The organism is Paenibacillus sp. MZ04-78.2, from assembly GCF_024213375.1.
In the GTDB taxonomy this organism is placed as follows: Bacteria; Bacillota; Bacilli; order Paenibacillales; family NBRC-103111; genus Paenibacillus_G.
Genome location: NZ_JANAVJ010000021.1, coordinates 52,094 through 74,756 on the forward strand (window position 1 = coordinate 52,094; position 22,663 = coordinate 74,756).

19 protein-coding genes, 1 rRNA gene and 1 pseudogene are annotated in these 22,663 nt (G+C 54.0%); all 21 read right to left on the bottom strand.

All coding sequences use genetic code 11. The features are described from left to right. Positions 1-6 precede the first annotated feature (6 nt). Entirely contained in the window at positions 7-666 is a 660-nt protein-coding gene (locus NLX71_RS16030) for a hypothetical protein (RefSeq protein WP_254364815.1), read from the bottom strand. Continuing rightward, positions 663-1,196 carry a VanZ family protein gene (locus NLX71_RS16035; RefSeq protein ID WP_309248959.1) on the bottom strand — a complete coding sequence of 178 codons (534 nt, stop codon included), beginning with the start codon at positions 1,194-1,196 and terminating at the stop codon, positions 663-665. Before NLX71_RS16035 ends, NLX71_RS16030 begins: the two co-directional genes overlap by 4 nt. Then, positions 1,171-2,514: a UDP-glucose 6-dehydrogenase TuaD gene (gene tuaD / locus NLX71_RS16040; RefSeq protein WP_254364817.1), complete on the bottom strand. Its 1,344-nt coding sequence runs from the start codon at positions 2,512-2,514 to the stop codon at positions 1,171-1,173. Before tuaD ends, NLX71_RS16035 begins: the two co-directional genes overlap by 26 nt. A 3-nt stretch (positions 2,515-2,517) precedes the next feature. Continuing rightward, entirely contained in the window at positions 2,518-3,420 is a 903-nt protein-coding gene (galU, locus tag NLX71_RS16045) for a UTP--glucose-1-phosphate uridylyltransferase GalU (RefSeq protein ID WP_254364822.1), read from the bottom strand. Beyond that, the gene (locus NLX71_RS16050) at positions 3,407-4,576 is read right to left on the bottom strand and encodes a DegT/DnrJ/EryC1/StrS family aminotransferase (protein WP_302058267.1); all 1,170 of its coding nucleotides are present in this window, start codon (positions 4,574-4,576) and stop codon (positions 3,407-3,409) included. The genes galU and NLX71_RS16050 overlap by 14 nt, the downstream gene beginning before the upstream one ends. Before the next feature lie 4 nt (positions 4,577-4,580). After that, the gene (locus NLX71_RS16055) at positions 4,581-5,243 is read right to left on the bottom strand and encodes an acetyltransferase (protein WP_254364824.1); all 663 of its coding nucleotides are present in this window, start codon (positions 5,241-5,243) and stop codon (positions 4,581-4,583) included. Position 5,244: 1 nt separating this feature from the next. After that, positions 5,245-5,841 (bottom strand): sugar transferase, encoded by a 597-nt coding sequence (locus NLX71_RS26845; RefSeq protein WP_375377933.1) that lies wholly within the window; start codon positions 5,839-5,841, stop codon positions 5,245-5,247. Between the two features lie 129 nt (positions 5,842-5,970). Next, positions 5,971-7,020, bottom strand: a pseudogene (locus NLX71_RS26850) (glycosyltransferase family 4 protein); the annotation flags it as partial. Continuing rightward, positions 7,017-8,033, bottom strand: a complete 1,017-nt coding sequence (locus NLX71_RS16070; RefSeq protein ID WP_254364825.1) for an NAD-dependent epimerase — start codon at positions 8,031-8,033, stop codon at positions 7,017-7,019. The gene NLX71_RS16070 and the pseudogene NLX71_RS26850, both read right to left, overlap by 4 nt. Continuing rightward, positions 8,030-9,226, bottom strand: coding sequence for a glycosyltransferase family 4 protein (locus NLX71_RS16075; protein ID WP_254364827.1), 1,197 nt, complete (start codon positions 9,224-9,226; stop codon positions 8,030-8,032). Before NLX71_RS16075 ends, NLX71_RS16070 begins: the two co-directional genes overlap by 4 nt. 14 nt (positions 9,227-9,240) lie before the next feature. After that, the gene (locus NLX71_RS26630; protein ID WP_302058269.1) at positions 9,241-9,645 is read right to left on the bottom strand and encodes an acyltransferase; all 405 of its coding nucleotides are present in this window, start codon (positions 9,643-9,645) and stop codon (positions 9,241-9,243) included. 52 nt (positions 9,646-9,697) lie between these two features. Next, complete coding sequence (locus tag NLX71_RS16085; protein ID WP_254364828.1) at positions 9,698-11,050, bottom strand: hypothetical protein; 1,353 nt, start codon at positions 11,048-11,050, stop codon at positions 9,698-9,700. Further along, a complete protein-coding gene (locus tag NLX71_RS16090) occupies positions 11,043-12,164 on the bottom strand; it encodes a glycosyltransferase (RefSeq protein WP_254364830.1) in 1,122 nt (373 codons plus the stop codon). Before NLX71_RS16090 ends, NLX71_RS16085 begins: the two co-directional genes overlap by 8 nt. A gap of 30 nt (positions 12,165-12,194) precedes the next feature. Beyond that, positions 12,195-13,535 (bottom strand): flippase, encoded by a 1,341-nt coding sequence (locus NLX71_RS16095; RefSeq protein ID WP_254364832.1) that lies wholly within the window; start codon positions 13,533-13,535, stop codon positions 12,195-12,197. Between the two features lie 60 nt (positions 13,536-13,595). After that, positions 13,596-15,425: a polysaccharide biosynthesis protein gene (locus NLX71_RS16100; RefSeq protein ID WP_254364833.1), complete on the bottom strand. Its 1,830-nt coding sequence runs from the start codon at positions 15,423-15,425 to the stop codon at positions 13,596-13,598. Between the two features lie 20 nt (positions 15,426-15,445). Next, a complete protein-coding gene (locus NLX71_RS16105) occupies positions 15,446-16,126 on the bottom strand; it encodes a CpsD/CapB family tyrosine-protein kinase (RefSeq protein ID WP_254364834.1) in 681 nt (226 codons plus the stop codon). Then, entirely contained in the window at positions 16,110-16,865 is a 756-nt protein-coding gene (locus NLX71_RS16110) for a YveK family protein (RefSeq protein ID WP_254364844.1), read from the bottom strand. Before NLX71_RS16110 ends, NLX71_RS16105 begins: the two co-directional genes overlap by 17 nt. 54 nt (positions 16,866-16,919) lie before the next feature. Then, a complete protein-coding gene (locus NLX71_RS16115; protein WP_254364835.1) occupies positions 16,920-17,717 on the bottom strand; it encodes a tyrosine-protein phosphatase in 798 nt (265 codons plus the stop codon). Positions 17,718-18,470: 753 nt separating this feature from the next. Beyond that, the gene (locus NLX71_RS16120) at positions 18,471-19,316 is read right to left on the bottom strand and encodes an OmpL47-type beta-barrel domain-containing protein (protein WP_254364836.1); all 846 of its coding nucleotides are present in this window, start codon (positions 19,314-19,316) and stop codon (positions 18,471-18,473) included. Between the two features lie 72 nt (positions 19,317-19,388). After that, on the bottom strand, positions 19,389-22,028 hold the full coding sequence (locus NLX71_RS16125) for a family 10 glycosylhydrolase (RefSeq protein ID WP_254364837.1): 2,640 nt from the start codon (positions 22,026-22,028) through the stop codon (positions 19,389-19,391). A 558-nt stretch (positions 22,029-22,586) separates the two neighbouring features. Further along, positions 22,587-22,663 (bottom strand): 5S ribosomal RNA (gene rrf, locus NLX71_RS27320); the annotation flags it as partial.

Sequence of the window (22,663 nt, forward strand, 5' to 3'; positions counted from 1 at the left end):
CAGAGCTCATTTTTTCTCCTGAAGAGACTCCTCGTAGCTTTTGCCCTTGCTCAAACCATATTTCGAAGCAATTGCAATCAGCTCGTCGTACTCCTCTTCCGAAAGCTTTTCCAAGATCATGACCTTGGCTTTCCTTTTATCCTCCAAGGAAACGCCTTTGTCGAACATACTCTGTAATTGTTTTAAATCATTTCCATCTAACTTTTTAAGCAGCACAGTTGTGATTTTGACTTGCTCGGCCAGCGAAATTTGATCCTGCACTTCCTTCGCTTTGCTTTCGGATATTTCAGCCTTGTAGCCTGTACTGCCCGACTTCGGGTCGGACGGCTTGCCGGTTGCCTGCGGGACCGTGGCCGGTGCCTGCGCTGGCGACTGAGCCTGCTCTGCTTTCCCCGACGGTGCCGGGGAATCGCCCGGCTTCGGGGCCTCCGCCGGCTTCTGCTGCGATACCGAAGGCTGCTCGGAGGCCGGAGCTTGGCGCGCCGCTTCGGTCCGCTTCTCCGGATCGTTCACCAGCCGGCTTTTTGCTGGCGCTTCTTCCGCCAGACTGGCAAGAGCCGCTGTCATCCGTTCCTGCACCGCATGAAGCGCCCAATATCCGCCGGCAAGCAGCAGCAATACAACCACTGTCCCGACTACTAAGGCCTTTTTCATTCTCGCCTTCATGGAACCTCCCCTCTTCGAAGCGCACTGTTCCGTCTGATTTTGCGGAACATCGCCAGGCATAGGATGAGAACCACCAAGCCAAGGAATCCGCCGATTGAATCCAATACAATATCCTGCATTGCGCTGGTACGCTCCACACTTCTCGCTTGATTCCATTCGTCCACCGAAGCTATGCCAATCACATAAACGATCGCAAGCAATAGCTTGAAGCCAAGCTTCCATCGGGCTTGAATCAACGCGAACCAAGCACAAACTGCCAGCATCGCATACATGAACAAATGCGCACCTTTACGAAACAAAAACTCGATAAATTCAAACGGCTGCTTCCTGGCTTCAATCGTAGAATGATGATAGTGAATGGTCATTTCAGGTACGACGTTAAGCATCCCCTCCTTCGTGAACCATTTATGTAAAATTGGATGTATACTCTGCTTATGGTAGGACTGGGAAGAGAAGTTAAAAATAAGCAGCGTCCACAGCAACACAGGAACAAGGATAAGGAGCTTAGTAATTGACCGGATGGGATTCACTCCTAGCCGTCAATACTGCCGGCCTGCCAACCGAATGGTAAACAAAGCCGTGTTCGTATATTTCCTGGAGCGAGAAGCAGTTGCGCCCGTCCACCAGGAACGGATATTTCAGCAGCCTGCGAACGGAAGCAAGATCCATGCCCGCAATCTCATCCCATTCGGTTAAAATCAGGCAGGCGTCGCAGTCCGTCACTGCCGCCTCAACGCTGTCAAAATAGGCCACCTCGGCAGGCAGCAGCGCCCGGGCGTTCGGAATGGCGATCGGATCGTACGCTTGTACGATAGCACCTTTTTTCACCAGCTCGTCGATAATAACAAGCGACGGAGCGCAGCGCATATCGTCCGTGTTCGGTTTAAAGGCAAGCCCAAGCACCGCAATCCGCCTTCCGGCATAGTCACCGAACAAATCCTGCAGCTTCTTCAGCATCACGTACGGCTGCGCCTCATTCGTTGAAATGACGGATTTCAGCAGCGTAAAATCATACCCGGCCTGATCGGCCATATGGGCAAGCGCAAACGTATCCTTCGGGAAGCAGGAGCCTCCGTAGCCGATACCGGCCTGCAAAAATTTCCCGCCGATCCGGCTGTCCATCCCCATGCCTTCCGACACTTGAGTCACGTCGGCCCCGACCCGCTCGCACAGATTGGCGATGGCGTTGATAAACGAAATTTTCGTGGCCAGAAAGGCGTTGGCCGCATATTTGATCATCTCCGCGCTTTGCAGGTCCGTAATGAAAATTTTCGTCTGCAGCGGTTCGTGCAGCTTCGCAATGACTTTGGCCGCCTTGTCGCTCGTCGCCCCGATCACCGCCCGCTCCATGTTCATGCAATCCGCAATCGCCGAACCTTCGCGCAGAAATTCGGGGTTGGACACGACGTCAAAATGAACACGTTCGTTGATTCGGTTGTTGGCGACGATCGTCCGCACCAGCTCTCCCGTACCGACCGGCACCGTACTTTTGTTGACGATAATTTTGTACGTGTTCAAATGCTTGCCGATTGTCTTGGCTACTTCCTTCACGTAGCGCATATCGGCTTCGCCGTTCTCCGCCATAGGCGTGCCAACCGCAATATAAATGATGTCGGAATCTTCAATGGCCTCGCCGACTTCGGAGGTGAAGAAGAGACGGTTTTCCGCCACGTTCTTCGCGACAAGCTCCTTTAAGCCCGGCTCGTAGATGGGAATCTCTCCGTTTTGCAGCATGGCGATTTTGTCCTTGTTCACATCGCAGCAGATGATGCGGTTGCCCATTTCGGCAAAGCACGTTCCCGACACCAGACCGACATATCCCGTACCAATCACTGTTATATTGTGCATAACTTATTTCGCCACCTTACTGTAAAATGAAGGCTCACTTTCGTACATCGTCCGGATATAGTTCATCACGTCATTGCGCAAATCGTCGCGCTGCAGCGCGAAGTCCAACGTCGCTTTGATAAAGCCGAATTTGTCCCCTACATCATGCCGGGCCCCTTGGAAATTGTAGGCGATGACCGGCTTTTTCTCGTTCAACCGCTTCAGCGCGTCCGTCAACTGGATTTCGCCGCCCGCACCGGCCGGGAGACTCTCCAAAATATCGAAAATGTCCGGCGTCAAAATGTACCGGCCCATGATGGCATAGTTGGATGGAGCCGCTTTTTTCGAAGGCTTCTCGACCAGTGTCTCCAAGAAGAACACCTCCGGCTCGATCGACGATCCCCGGGGAGCGATGATCCCGTATTTGGACACGTCCTCGTCGTTCACTTTTTGCACGCCGACGACCGAGGAGGAATACCGGGAATGCACGCGAATGAGCTGGCTCAGGCACGGCTCGCTCGATTGCACGATGTCGTCGCCGAGGAGAACGGCAAACGGCTCGTCGCCGACAAAGCTGCGCGCGCACCAGATCGCGTGACCGAGACCCTTCGGCTCTTTTTGTCGGATATAGTGGATATTCGCCATCTCGGAAATGGCTTGAATTTGCTCCAGCTCCTTGTTCTTGCCCTTCTTCGACAGCGTCTCCTCCAGCTCGAACGACTTGTCGAAGTGATCTTCGATGGCCCGCTTTCCGCGTCCGCTAATAATCAGAATATCTTCGATCCCGGAGGCAATCGCCTCTTCAATAATGTATTGAATCGTCGGCTTGTCCACAATCGGCAGCATTTCTTTCGGTTGGGCTTTGGTTGCAGGCAGGAAGCGCGTTCCCAGTCCTGCTGCCGGAATGATCGCTTTACGCAATTTCATGAGTCATACCTCCGCATACGAGTGTTTTGACGATCTCAATCACTTTCGCTTGCTCGGTTTCGGTCAGACTGGAGCCGGAAGGCAGGCAAATGCCCTGCCCGAACAGCTGGTCGGATACGCTGTGCCCCTCCTGATGCGGATAATAGGCGCAGCCTTGGAAGAGCGGTTGCAGATGCATTGGCTTCCACACCGGTCTGGACTCGATGTTCGCCTCCGCGAGCGCTTGGATGATGTCCCCCACCGTCGTTGTCGCAGCTTGCGGGTCGACGGTCAATGCCGTCAGCCAACGGGTCGCTTGGCCGAAGGACGCCTCCGGCATAAACTCGATGCCCTCCATAGAACCAAGCGCTTCGGCGTAGTTTGCAAAGATGGCGCGCCTCGCTTCGATTCGTTCGGGAAGCTGATGAAGCTGACCGATGCCGATGCCGGCGAGCACGTTGCTCATCCGGTAGTTGAACCCGACCTCGCTGTGCTCGTAATACGGTGCGGGGTCCCGGGCCTGAGTCGCCCAATATCTGGCCTTCTCCAAAGCTTCAAGGTCGTCCGACACCAGCATGCCTCCGCCGGAGGTGGTGATGATTTTGTTGCCGTTGAACGAGTAGACTCCGAACCTGCCCAGCGTTCCGCTGGCCCGCCCTTTGTACGTCGCGCCCAGCGATTCGGCGGCATCCTCGATGACGGGAACGCCGTATTGGTCGCATAAATCAAGCAGCGGGTCCATGTCTGCGCTTTGCCCGTACAGATTGACGACAACGACCGCTTTCGGAAGCTTCCCGGCACGCTTGGCTTCGGACAGCGCACGCTCCAGCGCTTGCGGAGACATATTCCAGCTCTCCGGCTCAGAGTCGATGAAGACCGGCTCCGCCCCTTGATACATCACCGGATTCACGCTGGCGACAAACGTTAAGCTTGAGCAGAACACCGTATCTCCGGCGCCAACTCCGAGCAAACGCAAAGCTAGGTGGATGGCCGCCGTACCGGAGCCGAGCGCCAAAGCTCCGTCGGCTCCGACATACCCGGCAATCTCCTTCTCAAAGACATCGACGTTGGGCCCTAAGGGCGCGATCCAGTTGGTGGCGAAAGCTTGCTGCACCCATTGCTGCTCTTCTTGCCCCATATGCGGGGGAGACAGGTAAATCCTTTGATTCAGCGACATTTCGCTACGCCCTCCTCTGTGCAAGCTGATCCGGCTGATCAGCGTATTTGATTGGTTTGGCGGGTACGCCTACGGCCGTGCATTGAGCCGGCATGTCGTGAACGGCAACCGCTCCCGCTCCGAGCGTGCTCCAGCCGCCTATCGTTAATCCTTCGATCACTTTCGCGCCAAGCCCGATATGCGTTCCGTCTCCTACCGTGACATCGCCCGCTAAGGCTGCGGAGGGAGAAATATGCACGAAGCTTCCGAGCCTGTTCTCGTGCTCGACGATGGCGCCGGTGTTGATGATGCATTGAGCGCCGATCCGGGCGCCATGATTGATGACGGCTCCCGGCATGACGACCGTACCGCCGCCGATCGTCACCTCGCTTCCGAGCGTCGCCCTCGGATGAATCAGCACCGCGTAGCGGGATTCGGGGTACCCGAGCCGCTCCATGACGGTATGGCGGGTGCGATTGTTGCCGATGGCGATGAACAGCCGGCAATCGTCTTCCCGCAGCAGCTCCGCCATGTCCGCCACCGGACCATGGAGGATGCCGTCCTGCCTAAAGCTGTGCGTATACTTGTCGTCGCCGATCCCGGCCAGTTCATATTCCCCCTGGGCCCGCATCACATCGAGGACGACCTTTCCATGACCGCCTCCGCCGATCAGGACGAGCTTCTTCATGCTAGAACCCCTCCACCTTCCGGTTGCCTGTAAATTTACTCGTCGTGACATGTCCCGCCTGCTGAACGCCGTCGGCGCGGAATACTTTTTTCACCGTCATCCATAGGATTTTCGCGTCCAGCATCAGCGACGGGTGGTCGGTGTACCAGACGTCCAGCGCGAATTTCTCCTCCCAGGAGATCGCGTTTCTTCCGTTCACCTGAGCCCAGCCGGTAATGCCCGGACGAACCCAATGCCGCTTCTGCTGCTCCTCCGTATACAACGGCAAATATTCCATCAGGAGCGGCCTCGGCCCGATCAGACTCATATCTCCACGCAGCACGTTGAACAGCTGAGGCAGCTCGTCCATGCTTGTTTTGCGCAGCAGCTTGCCGAAGGCGGTCAGCCGTTCGGCATCCGGCAGCAGCTCGCCCTTGCTATCCTTCCGGTCGTTCATCGTGCGGAACTTGTACACGTGAAACGGCTTGCCGCGAAGCCCGGGGCGCTGTTGTCGGAACAGCACCGGCGAGCCCAGATTCAGGCGGACCAGCAGCGCGACAAGGACGAGCAGCGGAGCGAACGCGATGACCGCCGTCAGAGCAGCGGTGAAATCGAGCACGCGCTTGATGCGCTGCACGGATTTTCGTTTCCGGGCCGTTTTCTTTTGCTCGATCTCCCTGTATATGCGGTGCAGCCTCCCAACGACCGCCTGCTCCGTATATTCGCGCTCGATCACGCTGCGCGCCTCGCTGCCGAATTGCTTCAGCAGCTCATCGCTTCCGAGCAGCTTGTGCAGAGCGTCGGCAAACGGCTCGGGCTGCTTATAAGGGACCAAAAATCCGGTCTCGCTATGCTTCACCAGCTCCCTTGTTCCGAGAACGTCGCTGGCTACCGCCGGCTTGGAGAAGGCCATCGCTTCCATCAGGAAACGGGGGATTCCTTCCTTCTCGGAAGAGAGGACGACGATATCCGCCAGCTTGATCCAAGGGTAAATATAGCTCTGATGCCCGATCAGCCTCACGTCCTCCTCAAGGCCCAGCTCCATGATCTTTCTCCGGATTTCCGCTTCGAGCGGACCTTTCCCGGCCAGGACGCAGCAGAAGTCATGCGCGTGCTTGTCTTTGAGCAGACGAAGCGATTCCAGCAGAAAGGCGTGATCTTTTACCGGCTCCAGCCGGGCCGCCATCAGGATGATTTTCTTTCCTTCGGGGATGAGCGCCTCCTGCCGCACCCGGTCCAGTTCGGCCTGATCGATGCGGTAGCGGAACTCGTCCAGCCGGTTCAAATCGACGCCGTTCCCCTCGTAGTAGACCGGCTTGCCCGGCGCCAGCTCCTGCAGCTTCTCCATATCCTCGCGGTTTTGCGAGGAAAGCGCGTCGCAGAACAGCGCGCCCAGCCTCTCCAGGCTGCGGTAGATGAAGCTTATCACCCATTTCTGTCCGTCGAAAAACGGCAGGCCGTGGCTCGTATGCAGGATCATCGGCGTCCGGGCCAGCCACCCGGCCACCCGGCCGATCAGTCCGGCCTTCGCCGTATGCGTATGGACGATATCGAACTGCTCGCGCCGAAGCAGCGAACGCATCTGAAGGATCGAACGCAGATCGTCCAAAACATGAATTTTCCGGTTCATCGGTACGAAATGGAGCTTCAGGCGGTATCGTTTCATGAATTCCTCGTCATAACCGTCGGGAGACGAAATCAGATGAACCTCATATTCCGCCTTCTGCAGCACCGCCATCTTGTCCGCCAAAATTTTATGGGAGATGGCGCTTGTGCAAATATGAGCGACCTTTTTCATACGGTTACCTCGTGATAATATTGGCAGTACCAATCGGTAAAGGCCTTAATTCCGGTCTCGATGCTGGTCTTGGGCGTGAAGCCGACCTCCTGCGCCAGCTCGTCGATATCGGCATACGTCGCCTGCACGTCGCCGGGCTGCATCGGCTTGAATTCGATCACCGCCTCTTTGCCGAGACACTCCTCAATCGTATGAATGAACTTCATCAAGGGAATAGGCCGGTTATTGCCGATATTATAAATTTTATAGGGCGCGTACGAGGAGGACGGGTCCGGCTCCATCCGGTTCCAGCTGTCGTTATGCGCCGGAGGACGGAAGAGCAGACGCACGATGCCTTGCACGATATCGTCGATGTAGGTGAAATCGCGCATCATCTGGCCTTCGTTAAACACTTGGATCGGCTTGCCCTCCATAATCGCCTTCGTGAACGAGAAATATGCCATGTCCGGTCTTCCCCAAGGCCCGTATACCGTGAAGAAGCGCAAGCCCGTCGTCGGCAATCCGTACAAATGGCTGTACGTATGGGCCATCAGCTCGTTCGCTTTTTTCGTGGCCGCATACAGACTGACGGGATGATTGACCGCATCGGTCGCGGAAAACGGCATTTTCACATTCGCCCCGTAGACCGAGCTGGAGGACGCATAGATAAGATGCGGAATGCGATGCTTGCGGGAGCTCTCCAGCATATGCAGGAAGCCGGTAATGTTGGAGTCGATGTACGCCCCCGGATTGACCATGGAATACCGCACGCCCGCTTGGGCCGCAAGATGAACGACCGCCGCAAAATCATGGGAAGCGAACAGCGCATCGAGCGACTTCTGATCGCGCAGGTCGAAGTTGTAATGAGCATAGGCATCATACTCCAGCAATCCATTTAACCGGTCTTCCTTCAGTCTGACGTCGTAATAGTCATTTAAGCAGTCTACTCCCACCACGGAGAAGCCTTCTTGAAGCAGCTTCGCCGATAGATGATACCCGATAAAGCCTGCGGAGCCGGTGACTAAAATTTTCATCGCTGCGCCTTCCCTTCCTTCACGAATTGAGAGAACTTCTCCCAAAATTCCTGCCGTTCCTGATCCAGCTGGTTTTTCGTATAGTTCCCTGCTTTCCGATAGTTGGCTTGCGCTTGTTCGGTCATCCAGCGTGTGTCAGAGATATATTGCTCGATCAGCCGGGCCAGCTGCTTGTCATTGCCGGGCTTATGCAGATACTGCGGATCGATAAGCTCCGGGATGCCCCCGGCGGTCGACCCGATGACCGGACATCCCCGGCTCATCGCCTCGACCGTCGCTCTCGGCAAGCCTTCCTGGAAGCTCGGCTGCAAGTAAAGATCCACTTGATCCAGCCACTCGAAGACGGCATCGCCGCTCTGCAGAACGCCGTCGAACCGGACGTGTTCCCGCAGGCCGAAGTTGGCCGCCAGCGCTTCCCACGGCTCCTTGTCGCCTCCGCCGAGCACCCGGAATTCGAACGCCGGCAGCTTCGGCTTCACTCGGGCCAACGCCGCCAGCGCCGTCGCAATGCCTTTCGTCTTGCCGTTCAGATTGCCAATCAGCCCCAGAATAACGGGCTTCGCCCCGGCCTCGATTTTACGGAGACGCCGTTCCATTACCTCAGGGCATAGATCCGGAATTTCCACGTCCGAGCAGCCTTCGGTATATCCGCTCGTATTCGGATAGCGGTGCTGCAAAAATTGCTTCGTCACGTAGATCGCAAACGGCGCTTCCTTCACCTGCGCTTTCGTCTTCAGCGTCGCAATGGGCGCGTACGCCTTCCCTTGCAGATTGCCGTAATTCCACAGCGCATCCCAAGCGCAGGCGACCATCTCCACGGCAAAAGGCTTCTTCAGCTTCTTGGCGATCGCCACCGCTTCCGAGCCAATTTCGCTTGGCAGCCGGGCGATTACCGCATCCGACTGCGCGATCGATTCGGTCAGCACACGCTCGATATAGCCTTTTTTCGTCAGCTTGTTCACCGGATTGCTGAGGGAAGGCAGCACGACAAATTCCACATTTTTGCCGCTTGATAAGCTTTTATTCGCAATTTCCGTGTCCGAAGATATTTTTTTCGCCCGGGACGCCACCGTAATTTCGTCAAATACGGTCAAATACCGTTCCCACACCGAGTAGGGCAGCTTTCCGCTGGAAAAAAATTTCCCGGAATCGTTAAAATAAAACGTATGGTCATGCGCCCATAATACCTTCATGGTCCTCGACCCTCTCAGATAGATTTAATAGGTTTTGCCGGGACGCCGCCGACAACGGTATGCGGGGGCACCGGCTTGGTTACGACCGCTCCGGCGGCCACCACCGCCCTGCTGCCGATGTCCACGCCTGCCAGAATGCGGCAGCCGCAGCCGATCCAGACGTCCGATTGAATCGTGATCGGCGCGTATTTGACCGGGTTGTCGCGAATCGGCAAGGCGGCGTCATCCCAAGCGTGCTCGAATGAAATCATCGAGGTCTGATGCGCGACCGATACGTCGTTATCGATCGCAATGCCGCCGCCCGCATCCAGATAACATTGTTTATGTATGCTTACATTGCTGCCGATGGAGAGCTTCTCCCAATGCTTAATCTCAACGGACCGGCCGACGAATACGTTATCGCCGCACTTCGGAATCAACCGTTTGAGAAGGCAGTAGCGCGTGGCGAGCCCCAGGGGCTCCGGCAGCAGGTCAGTCGCGTGCCACGAGCTCTTGAGCAGAGGCTTCGGAACGATCGAGAACAGCGCCGTTAGCAGGTTCAGAAATCCTTTGTAGCGATGAAATTTGTCCCTTCCTCGGATGGCAAGCCTCTCCTTTCTTGGAATGAACCGCTTTTGGCCTGAATAACCACGCGAGCGTATACGCGTTCATCATGTACAGAATGGGCACGATAGGTACTTTTTTCCGAACCATGTTATCCCCGATCGTCCCTACCCCGTACTCCAGGTTCCGCTCGGTCACGGTGACGAAGCCGACCATTACCAGCGTGCAGCCGAAGGTGAGCAGTAGAATAAGGCACATCGCAAAAAACGAACGCGTTTCCTTATGGCGCAAAAACACCGTCGCGGACAGCCCGAACGAAATCATCATATAGACCGCCTCCGCCGTACGCATCACAAACTCCATATCCCAATTGAACGCTTTGAACGGATTCGGAGAGATGAACAGAAAGACCGTGAGCATGAAGGAATTCAGAAGCCCGGTCGGCCCCACTTTCAAAAACACCACGCCCAGCGCACCCATGAGCATGCACAAGGAGATTTTGAAGCTTCGGCGGAACAGCAAGTAAAAGGATAAAATATAAACGATCGAATAATCTCGGAGCATGGTCGTGTAGAACAAGACGATGATGAACAAAAGGTATCTGCGGTTTAATAAAAGCTGGGTGCACAGCAATCCCAAGAAGGCGCACGTGATGTCCTTGCCGAACACGGAGGACATATACATCAGCGCCGGACTTGCGAGCAGCCCGATAATCAGCACCGCGTTATACGTTCGTTTGCCCGCCTCCGAAAGCTCGTACGTGAAAAACCTGTCGTTCAGCCGGTACGTCATATTGCAACACAGCACGAGCAAAAAGGAATTAAACGTAATAATGACCAGCGGATCGGCCAAATCCAGAAATTTATAAAACGGCATGTACATGAGCCCGAACACCGGATATGCCGAAGAATCCAGCCACTTGGTCGTAATGTGCTCCGTTGCATAACGGATAAAATCGTCCAGCTGCGAATAGAACGTCACCTGCCGGAAATAGCCTCTGGCGTCCGGACCGAATAAAGGGTCCGTCGTCAGGGCATAAATCCCTTTGCCGATCAGCATCACCATGAGCCCAATGTAGAGCACGGCCGGCTGGTGGGGCCATTTCAGCATGGCGAAAAAGGGAAGCAACAAAATAAAGAAAAAGACAAGCCCGACATCGAGGTCCCACTGGGTTACCCATTTGGTCGTCAACATCAACAGGATGGCGTACATCCACAACAGCATTGTTTGCGCCAAGGGGTTATCCCTTGCAAGCGGCAGCTCTACCTTCCGCTCAAGCATGATAAATGTTCTCCAGCCGCCGGATGCTTTCGCGGATATCGTAGCCGTGCTTTTTCAAGAAACGATGCCTCGTCGGCCAATCCGGCGCAGCCGAACGGCCCAGTATTCCCGTAATCTTATCGACCCATACCTCAGGCTGCAGCTTGAGATGCTCCACCATGCCGAAGCTCAGGTCGGCTTCCGCCGGCACATGCTCCGACACGAGGCTGGGCACGCCGCCGGCCTGCGCTTCGATGACGACAATGCCCAAGCCTTCGAATAACGACGGCAGCAGGAATACATCGAATGCGCCGATAATTTCCGGAATATCTCTGCGGGCGCCCAGGAAACGGACCTGTCGCCGAATGCCCATCGTTTCGGCAAGCCGCTCCATCTCCTCGCGCAATCTCCCGTCTCCGACAAGTACGAGCTGCGCCTCGGGGACGGCCTTAACCAGTAAGGAGAACGTCTCCAGCAGGAAACGGTGATTCTTCTCTTCGCTGAACCGGCCGATATGCCCCACCACCGGAATCGACGGGTCGGTCACGCCGATCCGCTGCCTGAGCCCGTTCCGATCCGTGGGCAGCTGCTCGTAGGGCAGCAGATTGATCGCATTCGGAAGCAGCTCCGTGCGGGTATCTCTCCAGCAGCGGGCCCCGAAGAGCGATTCGCATGCCGGCCTGGAACAGCCGATCAGATGCGTGCTGTGCTTTAAAATCAGCGATTTCATGTAATGGCGGTACAAGGTGCGAAACAGCGTCGTCCGCTGTTCGGCATTCACCGTATGACTGTGGCACACGCGAACCGGGACGCCGATCTCCTTGGCCAGCTTCAGGACATACCCGCTGAATTGGAAAATATGGCTGTGAATGGCGGCATAGGGACCATTTTCTCTCACGTTACGCAGGAATTGCTCCCGGAACGGGCCAAGCCCTTTCCGTGGATGCGGCTGCAGCAGTATTTTCCCGCCGAGCTCGCGAATCTCGCGGTCGTAGAACCCTTCGCCTTCCAGCTGGACCGCGAAATGAAACTCGAACCGCTCCCGGTCGATGTTCCTGTAAATATTCATCAGCAGTGTTTCGACACCGCCGGGGTCCATTTTTCCGACAACATGCAATATTTTAATCGCGCTCATCTTACCCTCCCGGATGACTGTATCCTTTGGCTATGATTTGCTTCCGATACGTCCCGGCATCCACACACCGGTCACGATCTGCATGGATCGCTTGACCTTGAACATCATGCTGAAATAACAGAACGCCGTCGACAGCAAGTTCGCCAAAGCCGCTCCGATCATGCCAAGGCTCGGAATCAGCAGCAGATTAAACGCCACATTCAGAACGGTAGAAATCATCAAGATGCGGCTGGATGCGCGCTGCTGCCCGGTCATCGTCATGACCGTTCCGGATTGCCCGCAATAGGAATGAACGAGATGGCTCAGCGACAACAGAATCAGCGCGGTTGTCCCCGCTTTGAACGCTTCTCCGAACAAGCCCAGAATCCACTCGCCCAGCAGCAGAATCGTCACGAATACCAGACCGGCAAAGGCGAACCCCGATCGGCCGGATAACGTGCATACCTTTTGCATTTGCTTCAAGTCGCCCTTGGCATACGACTCCGAAATCATCGGGGCCGCAATCATATTAATCGATGTGATCGCAAACGAAACCATCGTTGCGATCCGCACGGCCGCCGAGAAAATACCAGACTCGCTCGTGCTGTGCATCATGCCGATCATGACGACGCTAAGCTGTCCCAGAATCAGATACATGCCCGAATTCACCATCAAGGTCAACGATTCCGACAGCCAATGCTTCGTTTGAAACCGGTGCGGATAGTCTCGCGTATGCGGCGTCAGCTTCCGGTTAAGCACCCAGGCCCCGAACAAATACGACAGCAGCATCGACCCGACAAAGATGACCATCGCTTCGAATGCGCCAGCTTTGACGTGAAATACGACGGTGTAGGCGTACACAATGACGATGACGAATACAGGGCGCAGCACCTTCTCCGGCAGTTGGGCTACCAGCACTTCCTTGAGCGCCAGCAACGAGTTTTGCCTTAAAGTCGCCGTCGCCATCAAAGGAATGATCAGCAAGCCGGTCAAAAAGGTGTAATAGAACTCGCCTTCGCTGTTCCTGTACATCGCGTAAATGACGACTCCGCTAATTCCCATCAGCACGAGCGACACGAGCAAGGTCAGCTGGTTCGCCCGACGCAGCAAGCCTTTGACTTCGCCCCACAGCCGGTCCGCCTTGTAAGAGGACACGAACCGGACAATCGCCGTATCGAAGCCGAGGTTAGCTGGAAAAGCTATGAAGGTGATGACCGTCATCACAAAAGCATAATATCCGTAGCTGACGACCCCGAGCAGCCTGGCCAGCACGACCTGCATCAATACGGCAAGCCCGACGCCGGCCACGTTCATCATGAACGAGAGGGAGCCGCTTTTCGCGAGAATTCGGGAAACGTTCGTTTCCGTCCGATGTAACGTCGTCTGTTTCATAGTTACCTTCTTCTTCGTTAGTCTGAATCCCGGGAACGTCTCCGGTTGTTTCCGGACCGGTTAGGAAACGTTTCTGTACGTAGGCACCAGATGCTTGAGCACCTCGCGGATTTCCTGCTGCCCTTTGCCGAGCACCCGCTCCAGCTTGCGGATCTCGAATTCCAACTCCGTCCGGTTGATATTCATCGGCTTGCCGATGAATATCCGGTCGTGCATCGTCGAACTGATACCTTCTTCGTTCGTTAACAGCTCCTCGTATAACTTCTCGCCTTCCCGCATGCCCGTAAATTCGATGTTGATGTCGACATTCGGCTCGAAGCCGGACAAGCGGATCAAGTCGGCCGCCAGATCGTAAATCTTCACGGGCGCGCCCATATCGAGAATGAACACCTCGCCGCCCTTGGCAAAAGCGCCCGCCTGAATGACAAGCTGCACCGCCTCCGGAATCGTCATGAAGTAACGTACCATCTCCGGATGGGTTACCGTCACCGGGCCGCCCTGCCGAATCTGCTCCTTAAATCGGGGAATGACACTGCCCCGGGAGCCCAGCACGTTGCCGAAGCGGACGGCGACGAACTTCGTTTGGCTCTGCTTGTCCAGACTTTGAATGAACATTTCGGCGATCCGCTTCGTCGTCCCCATCACGCTCGTCGGATTGACCGCCTTGTCCGTAGAGATTAAGACGAACCGCTCCGCTTGGAACTGATCGGCGCACTCGGCGACATTTTTCGTGCCGAATACGTTATTTTTGACCGCCTCGGAAGGATTTCGCTCCATCAACGGCACGTGCTTATGGGCCGCTGCATGGAAAACAACCTGCGGGCGATGCTGGCTGAACATCTCCTCCAGCCTTGTCCGATCCTGCACATCGGCAATAACCGTCACCAATTCGAGCTCCGGCACAAGCCGACGCATTTCCATCTCAATCGTATAAATGCTGTTTTCGCCATGTCCCAGCAGCAGCAGCTTCCGGGGGCGGAAAGGGGCAATCTGCCGGCACAGCTCCGAACCGATCGAGCCGCCTGCGCCCGTAACGAGAACGATCTTATCCTCCACGTAATTGGCGATGCCGTCCAAATCCGTCTTGATCGGATCTCTCCCGAGCAAATCCTCCACCTGCACGTCCCGCACTTGGTTTAAAGTAGTTTTGCCTGCAATAATTTCCTGAAGATGAGGAATAATTTTCAAGCGGGCTTTCGATTGCTTGCAAATGTTAATAATGTCAGTGACTTGCGTCTTGGACACCGAAGGCATCGCAATAATCACCTCGTCGATGCCGTGTTTTTCGACAATCGCCGGAATCTGTTCCCGGCCGCCGAGCACAGGGAGACCGTACACCTGAAGCTTTTGCTTATATGGGTCGTCATCGACGAAAGCAAACGGCATCGTGTCGTAATGCTCATTGCTTCTCAGCTCCTTGGCAAACAGCATTCCGCAGCTTCCCGCTCCGACGATGAGCGCCTTCTTCGGCTCGTCGGCTCCTTGCCGCTTGCCGCCGAACTTGTCGCAGAACACTCTCCACACGAATCGGCTTCCGCCGAGCAGCAGCAGCATCGTTTCGGCGGTATGCAGAGCTATCGTTAACGATACCGGCTGGGTCGAGATCACATTCGTCGCCAAGTAAGATACCAGACTGCTGACCGCCACCGTTTTCGTCATCGAAATCAACTCGCCGACACTCGCATACTGCCAGATCCGGTTATACAGTTTGAACAGAAACATAAACGCCGTGCTGGCGATGGAAGAAATCGTCCCATACAGCAGCCACAGCTGCACCTGATCGGCCGGAATAGAGCTTTTATACGAGAAGTAAAAGGCAAAGTAGACGCTAAGCCATACCATACAGAGATCAATTCCGACCAAAATTCCCGTTCTTTTGGAATAATTCATCATTCTTCCTCCCACAGGTTTTATTCGTTGCCATAGTAATAATAGGCATTGCTGGATGGCCGGGCGATTCGGTTCAGTACGACGCCGAGAAGGTTGGCCTGCACTAACTCCAATGCGTTTTTCGCTTTCTGCGCCAAATCCCGTTTGATTTTCCCGGAATCGATCACGAGAATGACGCCGTCGCACTTGGCTGCAATAATTTGCGCGTCGGTTACCGCAAGCACCGGAGGCGTATCGAGCAGGACGATGTCATATTGCCGTCTTAGCTCATCCAGGAGCCCGGTCATTTTTTGCGAAGCGAGCATCTCCGACGGATTAGGCGGAATAGAGCCCGAGGTCATCACCTCCAGGTTCGGGATATCGGTTACCTTGACCGCCGCGTCCAGCGTGCATTGAGAGGTAAGTATATCCGTCAGTCCGTACCTGTTCGACAGATGGAACGTATGATGCGCCGTCGGCTTGCGCAGGTCGGCATCGATCAGCAGCACCTTCTTATTCGATTGGGCGTATACGACCGCTAGATTATTGATCGTCGTCGATTTCCCCTCCATCGGGCTGGAAGATGTCACCATCAACGTCCGGTACAGCCGGTCAACGGATGAGAATTGAATATTCGTGCGCAGCGTCCGGTAGGACTCGGAAATCGGCGATTTGGGATGGCTGTGCGCAACGACGGGACGCCGCTTAGCGGATCTGGACATTGGATAGTTCACCTACCTTTCGCTCGGAGGATAAGGACCCTTTGTTCGTTTCCAGATGCTGTTCGTCGATTTGAGTAATTAAAGCAAGCGTCGGCAAGCCCAGGTAGCGTTGGACGTCCGCTTCCGTTTTGACCGTATCGTCCATATATTCCAGCAAAAAGGCGAGCCCGACGGATAGCATAAGCGAAGCCAGAAAACCTAGCGCGATATTCAATAACGGGTCCGGCTTAACGGGCTGAGACTGCTTGGCCGGATCGGCTTGGTTCAACAAAATCACGTTATCGACCTTCATGATTTTCGGAATTTGGTTTTGAAACACCTGGAACACGGCATTGACTACATGGGCCGCCTTCTCGTAGGACGAATCCTGAATCGAGATAGTGAGTACCTGGGTCTCATTTACCGAGCTCAGCTTGATCTTGTTGATCAACTGCTCGGAGGTCATGCCGAACTCCGGATGCTCCTTCGCCACAATGTCCATAACGGCCGGAGTCTTAATAATTTCCTTGTAGGTCGTGACGAGCGAAATATTCGTATTTACGGAATTCAAGTCCAACTTCACCACACCGGCTTGATCCGGCGACGAGTTAATAATCAGTTTCGTCGAAGCTTCATACACGGGCTTCATGAAAAAATAACTTACGATACCGGCAGCCGCACAACTTATCGCGACGATGAGAACAATCAACCATAGACGTTTGCGCAATATGCTCATCACCGCTTTTAAATCGAAATCCATAGTCACGTTATAAATAGCCTCGCTTTCGTTTAATGACATTTTCCCGATTATTCTTTATAACGAACGATTCCTCCTAAAAAAACGCGGTAATTGGGTAAAGAAAAAGCTCTTGCGAACTTGCGGAACCGGCCTCCAAATCTCAAAGCTCCGGTCCTTGAGCAAGCATTCCGCATTATGCCGGTAATACTTCACATAATCACCTCCGAGCTTTTCAGTCACGATGTCGTAGGCCCGCCGCAAATGAAACGGGCGGCGAACGGCATCATGCGCATCTGACGCGATAAAATGCACCAGATTTCTTCGGCATAGCTCTAAAGCAACCGAACGGACCTGCGGTCCGAAATACCCTGTTATGGAATGGGAAGTCACTTGCGCGAGAGCCCCGTACTCTATCAGCTTCAGCAGCTTGTCCGGCTGCTCCGCAATTTCCTTATTGCGTTCCGGATGGGCGATGACCGCCGTCAGATGTCGAATCGACAGCTCGTGAAGAATCTCCTCGACCCGTTCGGGAAGCTTGGACGATGGAAATTCGATCAAGATGTAGGACGACCCGTTCAGAGTCAACAATTGATTGGCATAAAAATCGTCAAGCCACTGCGGGTGAGTATGAATCTCTTGACCGCTGCAAACCGTTAAAGGAATTTGATGCCGCAAAAGCTGTTCCTGAAAAAACGACACCGCCGTTTCGACAGTTTGCGCAGGATTGTAATAGCTGCCCTTTCGATGATGAGGTGTGGCGACGATCGTCGAAATTCCTTCCAGCACGGCCAAGCGGGCAAGCTCAAGCGACTGCTCCAAGCTGGCAGGGCCATCATCCAAACCATGAAGAACGTGACTATGTATGTCGATCAATGTCTGCTTCCTCCTGCTCTATCCAGGCTAATGTAAATTATGGCACACTTTCAAAGCGAACGATGAGGGAACAGAGTTGTGTATTTGATTAGTTAAAAATGATTATTTTTCAATCAGGGATACAGGATTTAACAGGCTTTTACTGTGATAAAATATACACTTTGAAAAAGGTTTTACCAATTAAATGTAACGTATTGCATAAACTTTATTTAAATTATATAAAAATTAACATTCATAGTTTTTTAAAGAATGAAAGCGTTTTAATGTTTCGTGAAAATGGAGAAGACTTCTTTCAACAAAAGGCCTCGCGAGTATTATTAACAAAATATGAATCCCCTTCCTTGGGTATATTTGGAATACAAAATTTGGTCGATTTTAGGACTTTGGGTTGAGTACAGGTAAAAACACCCAATGGCTTGGTTCAAATTGGAAAAATGCAAACCCGTGCGCTCCTCCCTGTAAAACGAACTATGTCTGGGTCATTGAACACATTTTTCATTGCCCCTGAGGCCTAAAAATAGGAAGGGCATCCAGCTAGTTCATGTCTGGATGCCCTTGATTTTCAGTTTAAAGCTTGTGCCGGACGAATAACCTGATCGCCAACCTCTGCCGGGATTTTCTGTTCTCGTAATGCCGAAACTTCATGGATATAGGCGTGAATTTGCTTATGCTCAAGCTTTATTACCAACGAATTGACTACACCATGGCTACCCGGTCCTATCACCAATGGCGCGTCACGTTCGCAAGGCTCCCCTAGGTCACTTGTACCGTATACGTTGCGGAGGCGACCGTCGTATGGCCCGCTTGATCCTGGGCCGTAGCCGTCACGGTGTCTGTTCCAAGCGGAAGCTTATATCCCGGCTGATCGACCAGCGGCCCGCCGCAAGAGCTGTACACGACACCAGATACCGTATCCGTGACCGTACAAACGACCATTACCCGTTGATCGACCAGCGGCCCGCCGCAAGAGCTGTACATGACACCAGATACCGTATCCGTGGCCGTACAAACGACCAATACACGTTGATCGACCAGCGGCCCGCCGCAAGAACTGTACATAACACCAGATATCGTATCCGTGGCCGTACAAACGACCAATACACGTTGATCGACCAGCGGCCCGCCGCAAGAGCTGTACACGACGTCGGATACCGTATCCGTGGCCGTACAAACGACCAATACCCACTGATCGACCAGCGGCCCGCCGCAAGAACTGTACATGACACCAGATACCGTATCCGTGCCCGTACAAACGACCAGTACCCTTTGATCGACCAGCGGCCCGCCGCAAGAGCTGTACACGACACCAGATACCGTATCCGTGGCCGTACAAACGACCAGTACCCTTTGATCGACCGTATAACTGCCAGTACCGATCCACTGTACAACTGGCGGCGTTTTGTTGATGGAGACGACAGGCGATCGCGGCGGCTCCGTATTGCCTGCTTTATCGTTGGAACGGAACGACACCGTTTGCGCTCCTTCCTTGTTTAGGAGCAGCGAGTCCCGGTAAAGCTGCCACTGGGCTCCGCCGTTCAGACTGTATTCCGTCCGTTCGATACCCGACTGTTCGTCTGCGGCCGTCAGCTTTAGCGTCACGTCGGATATAAATCAACCGCCCCGTCGCTCCCCCTCCAGCTTTGCCGTCGTGATAAGCGCTTCCCGGTCCGTCTAGTTGGTCACCGTTATTTTATTGCTCGCTGCGCTTTCGTTATGCAATCTGTCGCTGGTCGTGACCACGTAGGTGTACGTTTTACCGTCAGCCGCTATCGGGTCTACGAACTTCCGCGTCGCTGCATTTCCAACCTTGCGTACCGTTGCGACAATCGCCTCGGAATGCTCCAGTCCGAGGACTTCCTTCCCCTTGAATCGGTAAATCACATCATAGGCCTCATCCCGTGAACCGCTACCTTCCCAGGTCAGCTCCACTCCGCCCGCTTGACGCACGGCAGCTTGCAGAACCGGCGGCGAAGGCGCCCGCGCATCCAGCCAAGGCATAGCGGGTATGAGCGCTTGATGCGGGTACAAGTCTTGCTTCAGGCGATTTCTAAACCCGAGCGAATTGGCAAGCAAATCTTTAGCCGAGAAAAACATGCTGCCGCGAATCGTTTCAAAGTTGCGGTTAAAGACAAGCTGGTTGGGCAGTTCGTCCGGCTTCTGCCATGCCGGGTCCGCCGAACCGATCCGGTAAGGCGCTTGCCCGATGTACAAGTGAACGTTCTTCCCTTGCGTTTCCTTTGTCCACCAATCGATCAGCTTCTCATATGCGGCAGGCGAATAACCAAAGTTCCAGTAAATTTGCGGAACGATGTAGTCCAACCAGCCTTGCTGTATCCAAGTTCTCGTGTCCGCGTACAAATCGTCATAGTTCCGCAAACCGTTCGTGTCCGAGCCCGTAGGATCATCCACTTTATTTCTCCATATTCCGAATGGACTGATCCCGAATTTGACATGACTTTTTTCACGATGGATGGCCGAGCTTAATTGCTGAACAAGCCCATTGACATTGCTTCTCCGCCAATCGGCCTTATTGTCGAATCCTCCGGCGTATTGCCGATACGTGGCTTCATCGGGAAAATCGACGCCGGCTACCGGATATGGATAAAAATAGTCATCCATATGAACGCCGTCGATGTCGTAATTTTTCACCACCTCCAGCACGCTTCCGATGACAAAATCTTTCACCGCCGGAATCCCGGGATTGTACAGCAGCCTTCCTCCGTAGGGTACGACCCAATCCGGATGCTGCCGGGCCGGATGGTCCGCCACCAGCTTATCGATCCGGTCCTGCATGCTGACCCGGTAAGGATTGAACCACGCGTGAAACTCCAGGTTTCGCTTATGAGCTTCCTCGACCATAAAAGCCAAAGGATCGTACCCGGGATCTTTGCCTTGAACGCCGGTCAGCCACTCCGACCATGGCCCGTATTTCGACGGATAGAACGCATCGGCCGTCGGCTTCACCTGCACGATCACGGCGTTCATTCCGAGGGCTTGAAGCGCATCCAGCATCCGGATAAAATCGCGCTTCTGTTCCTCTGGTGTTACGACCCCTTTTTTCGGCCAGTCGATATTTTCAACCGAGGCAATCCAAGCCGCTCTTAACTCCCGTTTCGGCATAGCGGCCGGTTGGTTGACGACGAGCATTTTGTCGCTTGTTTTTCCCCCGTAGCTGGCCGTAATTCGCGTGGCTCCTACTTTCAATGCCGTTACCGTACCTTTCGAATCGACCCGCGCTATCTCGGGATTGCTGCTCGTATAGGCCGAGCTGCCTGTAACGTCGACCGGCTCATTCATTAAGGAATAGGTAGCGGATACTTTGGCTTGCTGCGTTTGTCCTACGTTCATCGCCTTGATTTCGGCAAGCTCAATTTTTTGCAGTATGGATACCGGCTTTTTCACCGTAAGGGTGTAGCTCGATCTCTGGCCGCCGAAGCTTGCCGTAATAACGGCTTTCCCGTCCTTCATCGCCTTGAGCTTCCCGGTCATGTCGATTGCTGCTACCTCAGGATTGCTGCTCTGATAGAAAACGCCGCTGACGATCTCTACAGGCTCGCTGTTGGAAGGGTACGCGGCAAATGCTTTAACCGTATCGCTGTCCCCCACCGTCAGCGTGCCGGATGCCGATAGCTCGATGCTCCGCGGCACTGGGGCCTCTGCCGTCACTGTCAAAGGGAATTGACCTTTCGGCGCGTTAGCCGCAGTAGCCGAGATCCTCGTCGTCCCGGGCTGCAGCGCCTTTACTATGCCGGACCCGTCTATCGTCGCTATGGTTGGATCGCTGCTCGCGTAGACGACCCCATCCGTAACTTCAACCGGCTCTGTACTCCCGCTATACGTTCCGAATACCTTAGCCTGCAAGGTATCTCCGCTTTTCATCGGCATCAACCCGCGAAAATCCAGTGTATACATACTTAAGTCCGCATAAAATGCATTCAACCGGTCAAAATACAAGGTGCCTCCGTTCTTATTATTGTCGTTCGTTTCGACGATATAGATTTGGGTTAGCTTCATAGGCAGCTGCATACCCGCAGGAACGGATGCCGTTACGTATTTCCAGCCGGTCCAGCTTAATCCGCCGCTCCCCGCAAAATCGGTTGTCGTCTTTTTACCGGAAGCATCTTGAAGCTGGGCACGCAGCCAGTGATTGTTTCCGTCCCCGTATACCCACATGCCGAGCTTTTGTGGGGAACCTTCCAGCATGCGCCCTGTTGAGCCATCGGCGTCCTTAAGATTAATATAGGCCGCAGAGGTGCCAATCGTCCCGGTAAAATCATAAGTAAGCGCCCCGGATCGGTAGCCGTTTCTCACGGGCCCCGGTCTCCCGGACATTGTCAAGGCAACCGCATTCGCCCTGACCGAGGAGGCATAAAGGTTTGCCCCGTTCTCGAAATCCTCAATCGATACGTTGGAACTGGTCGTCAGAGATGCAGCTTCGTTTTTCCCTTCTGCATAAGCAAAATTATTATCCCCACGTACCGCAGGAAACATCATAGTAACAATCAATGAAATCGAAATGAAAGCGATCCCAATCATACTTATAAAAAAGCGTATGCTTTTCATCGAATCCCCTCCGCAGCCTTGATAATAAACCGAACTTTCTGATCATCGCCTAATTTCATTCTCGATTTACTCACATCCCTCCCCTTCCCATGTTATTTAGCCGTCATGTTTTGGAAAACAAATAACTTCCACATAATTACAAACGACCAATCACAGCTCATTATAGACGCTCAGAAATATAATTTTCAATAAAATTATTTATTGCAAAATTATATTTCATCATGATGAAGCGTGTTACCGAATATCTTCTGCTATGGCTAAAAGAAAACACAAAAAAAGAACCTCCTGTTGAGGTTCATCTTCTGTGCTTGGCGACGTCCTACTCTCCCGGGACCCTGCGGTCCAAGTACCATCGGCGCTGGAAGGCTTAACGGTCGTGTTCG